Source organism: Candidatus Borrarchaeum sp. (assembly GCF_019058535.1).
GTDB lineage: Archaea > Asgardarchaeota > Sifarchaeia > Borrarchaeales > Borrarchaeaceae > Borrarchaeum > Borrarchaeum weybense.
In genome coordinates, this window is sequence record NZ_JAHPYX010000093.1 from 1 (window position 1) to 8913 (window position 8913).

Sequence of the window (8913 nt, forward strand, 5' to 3'; positions counted from 1 at the left end):
TGCTAAAGAATATCAGATTCTAACAGGAAAAGAATTGCCGCCCCCTGAAAACATCGAAGAAAGAATGGACAAAATAGCAGAGACTGCCAAAGAATTAGGTGTTACCATATTGTTGAAGGCCCATACCGACGTAATTTCTGATGGAATTCGTGTGAAAATAAATAGAACTGGCAATCCAGGAATGGCAGTAGGAGGAACTGGTGACGTTTTGACAGGTATCGTTGGCGCGTTTTTATCTTGGAAAACACCACCTTTTAGAGCAGCAGTTTCAGGTGCTTTTGTAAATGGTGCAGCCGGAGATTTAGCATGTGTAGAAAAAGGATATCAACTATTAGCATCAGATATAGTAGAAAGAATACCGGAGATTATCCAGCCTATCGAATACTGGCGTGAAGTATATAAATCAGGTTTACAGTGGTTAGGAAAATAAAAATCTGAAACCCCTTTGATTTAGAGAAAAAATAAAGTAAGCTTTATAATGCAAGTTGCAATCTCTTACGGGATGAGAATTTAGCAAGGAGTTCTCACGGAAGGATACCTATTGAAGAAGAACACAGCACTTTTCATTATAATAGTAAGTTTAGTAAGTTTAATAGTCTTCTATACGGGATCGCCTGCATATGCTCAGAACTCACAAGCCTCAGCCAATAGAGCAATTAATGAAGCGCAAGATTCTATTTATATGGCATACAAAAGCATTGCTCAAGCAGATCAGGCAGGTGGAGACGTAACAAATCTAGTAGATCAACTTAATACTGCGGTTTCATTATTGGAAGAGGCTAGGGATTCATATGGGCAAGGAGACTATTCAACGGCATATGAAAAAGCAGTAGAGGCTGAAAGTATAGCTGAAACTGTTAAACAGAACGCTGACGACTTACACGCAAGAGCTAGTTTTGCCAGAAGTCTACAAATAATTGTCATACCTGTAGTTATTGTCTTAGTGGTCATATTTAGTTATATTTTTATAAAACGTGGTTGGAAATGGCTTGAAAGAAAGGCAGATGAGGAATTTCTAGAAATGGAAATCGGAATACCAGCAGAGGAGGAGGAAGAGTAATATGCCAAAGAGAAGAATGGAAGAAAATCTAATTTTCATTGCAGTCGCAGTGTCTACAATGATTGTAGTGTCTATGTTACTTTATACTGCAGTGACAAGTCCTCCAAGTGAATCTTTCAGTGTTATTAGCATACTTGGACCGAATCAAACCGCAACCGATTACCCAGAGGAAGTCAATGTCGGAGAGACAATTGACATGTATGTATTAGTTGAGAATCACGAGAACAGAGCAGAATATTATGTCGTTAGATTTAAATTGGGCGATGTAACCACAGACATTAGCAACGACCACCCAGCAAGCCTCTCGACGAGGAAGAGTTATCAGAAAATCCTAAGCGATGGAGAATCTTGGCAATTTCCAGTAGATGTATCTATCAATGAAAGAGGAAATGACTATAGGCTAATTTTTGAACTTTGGCGATACAACGAAAACACTGGAGATATAGAGTATACGGGCAATTGGGTTCAAATATGGCTAGACGTACGTTAACACTCCCTCTAAGTTAAAAAAGTGAAACTTTCGGTTTTGCAAAGTTAGAGAGTTTTCATTGATGAAATTTTCTGACAAGTATATCTGCCATTAACCCAAAAAGTAATACTTGCAAGCCGCTCAGTATAAGAAGTACTGAAAAAATTGTAAATGTAAGATTTGTTGCACTACTCGAAATTATCCATCCAAAAACTGGCAGCAATCCAACAAGAATACCTGAAATAATGAGTAAAAAACCAATGCTTCCAAATAAGAGCAGAGGATTATAATCTCGAAGCATCCGTAGTAAGGTACCAAAAATTGATGCCCCATGTCTAAATGCCCGCAGTTTTGCAGAACCTACCCTTGGATAATAACTTATTGGAATTTCAGCAATTCTAACCCCAGCACGTCTAGCCTCAATTATCATCTCAGTAGCGAAAGGCATACCCTTTAAATCAAGATTAACATCATCGAGCATGTTTCTTTTAAATGCACGCATACCACTTTGACTATCCGAAATCTGAAGATCATACAAACGATTAACAAAAGCAGTTATGGTTTTGTTACCGAGTTTGTTCCGAGAACTCATTGCACCTTCTTTTAAATTGGCAAATCGATTTCCCAAAACAAAATCGGCTTGTTCACGCAAAATAGGTTCTAACAAACTTGGAATATCCATAGGATCGTAGGTTCTATCGCCGTCAAGCATGACAATGATATCACCAGTTGCATATTTGAAACCAGTTAGATAGGCGTCACCGTATCCTCGTGCCAATTGAAATATAACGCGTGCACCAGCTTGTTCTGCACGTATTGGAGTATCATCGCTTGACTTGTCTATCACTATAACATTCACGTTATGCTCCTCTAAAGCTGTAAATACATCTTTGATCACGTCTTGAACCGCTGGTTCATTCATTGTAGGAATAAGCACTGTAATATCCAAATTGAGGTCGCCTTCAAAATTTTGATACATAAATGGTAGAATTAATAGTTTATTACTTAATCGGGTCTTATGAAGGAATTGATTTTATAGCTAGTCCAAACAACTATAGAAATATATGCTTTGATTTTCTTATCTAGCCAATTGAAATTGTTGAGTTATCATAGAATGGAGACGATTGCCACTGCAAAAAACCCACAATAATTCAAAACCCAGAGTCATATTAATTATAGGAACACCAGGAACTGGAAAAACAACCGTTTCTAAACTTCTTAGTAAAAAGTTAAACGGAATTTACATAAATAGTGGCAATATTGTGAGAAATGGTTATTTTTTGGGTTTGGATATCAAAAGAAACTCTTTAATTGCCGATATCGATAAATTACAGCTGTTTATAGACAATATGCTACTTAAAATAAGAAAACTAACGGTCATTGACAGTATTCTGCCAGATATCGTCTCTCTAGAAAATGTACTTCTTGTTGTAGTATTACATGCTACTACTGATGAACTATATGAAAGGCTAAATAAAAAAGGTTTTGAAGTTAAAAAAATATTAGAAAACATCGATGCTGAACTTTGTAAAATTTGCGCTCAAGATGCAATAGAAACATACGGTTTGGAACGTGTATTCGAAATAGATACGACTGGTAGCGACCCTAAGGAGACAGTCGCCCTAATTTATGAAGAAATAAGAAAAAAATTGGGGATAATTGCCTAAAAAGGAATTTCTCTCTTTAAGAGAAGAGCAAAACCTCGAAATTGGAAAATCAAGAACAAAATGACTCCGATGTTATATGCTATTCCAAAAATTAGGTCAGGATTTGCATAAAATGGCGAATCATCTCTTTGAACGGTTATTTCTCCATAATAGTAAGTTATAGACGTCTTGTCATCTTCGATATTTACGTATACATCATAGGTACCTTCTTGCCAATTAGACGTGTCTATTTCTATATCAAATGTTCCTACACGGAAGTCATTTTCAACAAGCTGCGATTCAAACAAGCTCAACGTTCCATAGTAAACAATACTGACATTTGGAGAACTACAGTAGAGGGAGATATTTAGATTAAATAAGGGAGTTTCTACTTCTCTAACGCCTAGCGATCCCTTTATTGTATCACCTACTGTCACGTTTGTTTCATACAACTCCATCCATTCTACCTTTGGTTTTGTGTTTTTTACTGTGAAGTTATAATAAGATGAGCGACCTGTTAGATCATGTTCGTCGGTGACATAAATTCGAAAAGTGTGAATTCCGGTATCAGCGCCAGCACCTGGAGTAAAATTGCCAACGAACAAGTTTGTCGTTTCATCAAATGTCATAGTTATATTATAGAGTCGATCATCTGAGTCATTAATCCTCATTAAAACACTTAATTCAGCTCGTGGCGTTTCCCCGTCTGAACAACTAGCTTCTACAAGAACGGTGTCTTGCACACGGTCTAGTTTTGTCGCATTTAAAGAAACTGAATCGATATTGGGTCTTCTATTGATATGGATATTTTCTACTTCGGAAAAAGCAATTACTGGATCAAGAGACGTAGAAGTATTGGAGATCACCAGTATAGGAGCATATTTGTAATTATAACCTTCTAGATCAGGAATATAATAGCTATAGTTATAAGTATAGCTTTCACCTGGATAAAGTTCTTTAGTAAAATTGTTATCTTCTTCAGATATCTGTTTAAGTGCTTCAATTTGATTTTGTACTACTCGATATGGTGCACGGTTTATAATCCTGTACTTTTTAGAGGAATTACTAAAATTGGTAATGGTTACATTGACAGTCATAGTAGTGTCTGGGTTAACAATTGAATTGAAATCTGCTTCAACATTGATGGTATGGTAAAAACGATCTTGGATGACTTGCGGATAACTCATAAATGATAAGATATTAGATTGAATAGTAGTAGGGTCATCTTTGTAGTAATATGAAGCGTTACCCTGTTCAAAATATAATTTACCTGGATTTAAAGAATAGAAAGTGTAATTAAAATTGACTGATTCATGATCAGAAGGAGCATCTAAGGTAAAGTTCACCCAATATACTCCTGATTCATACTGAGATTCCAATATAGATGTATTATTGGAAATCGAAGAACTATCAAAAAGCCCCGGGATACCTTCAACAACTGATATGCTACCATCAGGACTCAAATCACTTAAGTTTTCAATAGTTACAGTCACATTAATTTCTTCCCCACTAGAATAAGCAGCTCTTAAGATCGTTCTAGTGACAATTAAAGATGGAAAATCCTTGTCTTCTATTGGAATCAACACATCATTGGAAGTAGCATTCAAACTAACAATAGTTGCTGTGAAATTTGATGAGAAAGTGTAGTTCACAATGGAAGGATTTAAGAAAAGAACTTCTGATGGCGCTGAACCATTCACATACAGCCAATATGAGAAATCTACAGTTTCATCTGGTAAAATGGATAGCCATTGCCTACTTGGATCTTCTCCGCTAACGAGATCTAGGTATGCGTCCCAATTTCCATTGTCGTCAATTACTACATCGCTAGCTTTTCCTTCCCCAATGTTGGTTACTGATACTTTTACTTTAAATTCTTCACCTCTAGAGTAGGAATCTTCAATAGATATGGTCTTTTCTACAAGAAGCAAAGGCCATTTTTCAAAAAGAAAACTTGCGTTAAAATTAGTTAGAGAGGGAATTGTTGAATTATATTCAAACTCTATTGTTCCATTATTTACATTAAGAAGAGATTGATATGATTCAGGATTAGGATCAGTCACATTTGGCTCTAAAGGAGTTGGTAAATACACATTAATTCTTGAGCTATTAGAGGGCTCATACCTCGAAATATCGCCGGTATGATGAAAAATGTCATTCAAACTGAAATTATGATTTCCTGATGAAAGTTCCATAATTCCTTCTTCTAAGTATTCGACAGAGAAAAATACTTCACGCAATTTTGTTCTTGTGCTATTAATATCTCTAGTATTATTTATAAATCCCATAACGACTTTCGCATAATCTTTTGCTTTAATATCGATTATTAAATCATCATCGAGTAAACCAGCAAAACCAGTAGTTACATCATTAGTATCTTTAGCATCATCCCAGAATTTATCAGTTATATTGCTAAAATGTGATTGATCATTCACGAATGTAAAAATGTGATATTCGTTATCAATTGTATTAGTACCATTATATAGTGTGACATCGAAAGCATTTTCAAAGATCCCTTTCGCAGTTTCTGCTTTTAATTCTGCATCACTCTGACTAAGATCTGCATAAGCAATAGTGAAAATTAAGCCATCACCTGTTTGATGAAGAAATGTATTTCCGTATCTATTAAAGTCATAATCTCCACGTTGGCTACTTAAAAGTGCATAAGTGGCGTTCTCAAAAGCTGATTTGTCCGAGATGTCGATTATTTCACCATTGGATGTTATGTTTAAATGAGTTCCTTGAAACCTAATTTCGTTTAAGCTGTCATTCTTTGCATCTACTCGCACAGTCACGTTTTCTTCATAATAATACGGTTGTGAATTTGGTAGAGCAACAACTGTGTCAATTTTTAATAAAGTGATATAAAAACTTAATAGCAGGACTAGCAGGACTAACAGGCTCTTTTTTTTCACAAATACCACTCAAACCGTTAACGGACGCAATTAAAATTTGAATATATTACTTTAGAGGATTACATTGGCAAGTTACTTAAACTTCATTTTAAGTTTTTTGACTTCATTAACTATTATTTTTATTATTTCAGTGATTTTATTACTTAATTCATCTGAAAGATTTAAACCATGGGAAGTGTAGTCTTTCGGTTCAACACCTATTATAATAACCTCAGTTTGCATGCCCAGTTCTCTACCCACTTGAAGGGTATATGTTAGGTCGATATCATGAGCTGAAAACATATGTTGAGAATCTGGTGATTTGGAAATTTGTTCTGGACTTAAAATATAGATATCTCCCGGTTTGCCTCCTGCTAAAGCGGCATCAACAATAAAAACTGTATCGAAATCCTCTATTAGTTTTAAGAGAAGGAGACCTCCTGTACCTCCATCAATTAGTTCTACATCTTTTAATGGATCGTAACGTTTTTTTACTTTTTCTAGGGCACGTATTATGTGAATTCCTACCCCTTCATCTTTGTGTAAAGTGTTTCCTACGCCCATTATTGCTATTTTCCTTTTAGGCAAAGAGACGCCTCCCGATTGTAAGTTGGACTCCATAAAATTATTTTACTTTAGGTATAAGAGTTGCTAATCAGTATAATAGTTAGTTTATTTTAGAGTTTTTTGTCAATTACGTGAAATTATACTTTCATGCAAGTCATTTTCGAAATAATTGGGAATTTTATAAAGTTATAAATCTAGCACATTATAATTTGTAGTGTATATCACACCGAGGGAAAGATATGGACGCTGACGAAATAAAATTAAAAGAAAAGACATGGTCTCTTCTTCATGATCTTTTTGGTAAACTAAATCGTGAAAACATCGAGTTACCTATCTCAATCAACAAAGATCTACGACACAGTAAATACTTATTAACCCACTTGAAGCTCTATGGAAAAGAAGCAATCGAGAAAAATGTAGAATTTCTTGATGAGTTAGAAATTGCACTATTAAGAGTTAGAGAAATGCTTCTTGCATTCGCAAGCGAACGTGGTAAGGATTTTGTCGATTTATGGAAAGAAAAGCTTGCTAATGTAGCCAAAGACCAATCTAGTACTGAGTCGTCCAATAAAGAAGTGGTAAGATTCGTGAAGGATCTCCCCCGAGAGAAAGAAGTAGGCTTTGCACGAATTACATATGATAAAGAGTTGCCAGTTGAACGTGTATCGGATATAGCAGAGAATTGTGGAGTTATTGTGGAATTCGAAGAAGACAATATTATTAGAGTCCGCGGAAAGAAGGAATCTGTTAAGAAGGCTTTAAAAGAAATCGGTGAACTTTTTTTCAAACCTGACGAATCGCAACAGTGAACTACATAGATTTATTGAAAGAGAATAAAGCGATAATAATGCCAGTAATCAGGAAAGAGATAATTGATCTTAAAGATATTCAAAAACAAGTTGAACAACTGCTTGTTTCCTTAACGAGCAGTCTTCAAATTATTATAAGTGGAGTAACTTTGAAAGAAGATGCTACAGAAAAACTCAGAATAAAAATTCTGAAAGATATTGTAAGCATTAGTGAGAGACTAGCACACGTAATAAGCAAATTAGAAAGTTTAGATGCCAACGAATAGAAACTGAAAAACTATTCTACATAGCGAATTCATCCAAGAATCCTGATCTTTAATTTTATGAGATTATCGGGAAAGATATTGAGAATAGCGATAAAGAGCAGATGCTGCGGCAATGACTTTTCCTGCTTGATCGAAAACTGGGATACCCTTTCCTTGTATTATTTTGGACATTCTCTTTGTATAAGGACCGCCATGTGCACCAATCAATATGGGTTTCTGAGTCCTACTATTCATTTCATCGAGAACATTGACTATATTTTCATCTAAAGGAGTATCTTGAAATACAAACCAAGGCATCACAATATCAACATTGGGATCATTAAGAAATGCTTCTATTGCAATTTCATAATCTTTGGAAGTTGCAGACCCCGTAACATCAACAGGGTTTTCTATTACGAAGAATGGCGGAAATTTCTCTCTTAAGTGTTCTCGCGTAAGTTCTTGTAATTTCGCAATTTCAAGCTTATTCTTCACCGCCTCATCAATCATAGCAATTACTGGACCTATGCCATTGGAAACAAATGCACATCTATTTCCTTTTGGAAGTGGCTGAAATGCTAAAGCTTTACTAACTGCAAGAAGTTCATCAAAATTTCTGATTGAAAGAATTCCTGTTTGCTTAAAAACTCCATTGTATACGGCTGCTTGGCTGCTTAAATGACCAGTGTGGCTTTTTGCAGCCGTTGTTCCTTCAGTTGTTGTTCCAGTTTTGTAAATGACAACTGGTTTTTTGCGAGTGACTTCTTTTGCTACTTCAAAAAAAGTTCTTCCCTCGCCACGTCCTATGGCTTCAAGATAAATTGCTATAACTTTTGTGTCTTGATCCTCTGCAAGATATTGAAGCATATCTGTCTCATTAACATCTGCTTTATTTCCGTAAGAAACAAATTTGCTTACTCCGAGGCCATCTTCATCAAGTAATTCTAAGAAGCTAGCCCCATATGTACCACTTTGCGTTAGAAACGAGATCTTGGTTTTCGCATTGTAGGAAGGACGAACCATGCGATCGTGTGACTGGAAAAATGTTTCCACTTTAGTTATTGCATCATAAATGCCAATACAGTTCGGACCAATTATACGTATGCCGTTTTGTCGCGCAATCTCAACGATTTGGGATTCGAGTTCCTCATTTCCAACTTCCTTAAAACCCCCGCTCACAATTACTATATTTCGTACACCCTTTTTTCCGCATTGTTCAATAA

10 protein-coding genes are annotated in these 8913 nt (G+C 35.6%); 6 read left to right on the plus strand and 4 right to left on the minus strand.

Annotation, left to right across the window (positions count from 1 at the left end; all coding sequences use genetic code 11):
• The 3 genes from QVB70_RS05205 to QVB70_RS05215 form a co-directional block, all read left to right on the plus strand.
• Nucleotides 1–430, plus strand: a 430-nt coding sequence (locus QVB70_RS05205; RefSeq protein ID WP_287584067.1) for an NAD(P)H-hydrate dehydratase, incomplete at its 5' end; no start/stop codon positions are given.
• A 111-nt stretch (nucleotides 431–541) separates the two neighbouring features.
• Complete coding sequence (locus QVB70_RS05210) at nucleotides 542–1060, plus strand: hypothetical protein (RefSeq protein ID WP_287584069.1); 519 nt, start codon at nucleotides 542–544, stop codon at nucleotides 1058–1060.
• Between the two features lies 1 nt (nucleotide 1061).
• Entirely contained in the window at nucleotides 1062–1550 is a 489-nt protein-coding gene (locus tag QVB70_RS05215; protein ID WP_287584071.1) for a DUF1616 domain-containing protein, read from the plus strand.
• Between the two features lie 55 nt (nucleotides 1551–1605).
• Here QVB70_RS05215 and QVB70_RS05220 read toward each other — a convergent pair whose 3' ends face one another.
• Nucleotides 1606–2478 (minus strand): glycosyltransferase, encoded by an 873-nt coding sequence (locus QVB70_RS05220; RefSeq protein WP_287584073.1) that lies wholly within the window; start codon nucleotides 2476–2478, stop codon nucleotides 1606–1608.
• A 175-nt stretch (nucleotides 2479–2653) separates the two neighbouring features.
• Here QVB70_RS05220 and QVB70_RS05225 point away from each other — a divergent pair, with 175 nt between their 5' ends.
• Nucleotides 2654–3196, plus strand: a complete 543-nt coding sequence (locus QVB70_RS05225) for an AAA family ATPase (RefSeq protein ID WP_287584075.1) — start codon at nucleotides 2654–2656, stop codon at nucleotides 3194–3196.
• Here QVB70_RS05225 and QVB70_RS05230 read toward each other — a convergent pair.
• Both QVB70_RS05230 and QVB70_RS05235 read right to left on the minus strand, forming a co-directional pair.
• Entirely contained in the window at nucleotides 3193–6090 is a 2898-nt protein-coding gene (locus QVB70_RS05230) for a hypothetical protein (RefSeq protein ID WP_287584077.1), read from the minus strand. The two genes, QVB70_RS05225 and QVB70_RS05230, sit on opposite strands and share 4 nt — an antisense overlap.
• Nucleotides 6091–6162: 72 nt before the next feature.
• Nucleotides 6163–6657: a hydrogenase maturation protease gene (locus tag QVB70_RS05235; protein WP_287584079.1), complete on the minus strand. Its 495-nt coding sequence runs from the start codon at nucleotides 6655–6657 to the stop codon at nucleotides 6163–6165.
• A gap of 218 nt (nucleotides 6658–6875) precedes the next feature.
• Between QVB70_RS05235 and QVB70_RS05240 the strand changes: the two genes are divergently transcribed.
• Both QVB70_RS05240 and QVB70_RS05245 read left to right on the plus strand, forming a co-directional pair.
• Complete coding sequence (locus QVB70_RS05240) at nucleotides 6876–7445, plus strand: DUF2096 family protein (RefSeq protein ID WP_287584082.1); 570 nt, start codon at nucleotides 6876–6878, stop codon at nucleotides 7443–7445.
• A gap of 38 nt (nucleotides 7446–7483) precedes the next feature.
• Complete coding sequence (locus QVB70_RS05245) at nucleotides 7484–7711, plus strand: hypothetical protein (protein ID WP_287584084.1); 228 nt, start codon at nucleotides 7484–7486, stop codon at nucleotides 7709–7711.
• A gap of 63 nt (nucleotides 7712–7774) precedes the next feature.
• Here the strand turns inward: QVB70_RS05245 and QVB70_RS05250 are convergent.
• Nucleotides 7775–8913, minus strand: a 1139-nt coding sequence (locus tag QVB70_RS05250; protein WP_287584087.1) for a CoA-binding protein, incomplete at its 5' end; no start/stop codon positions are given.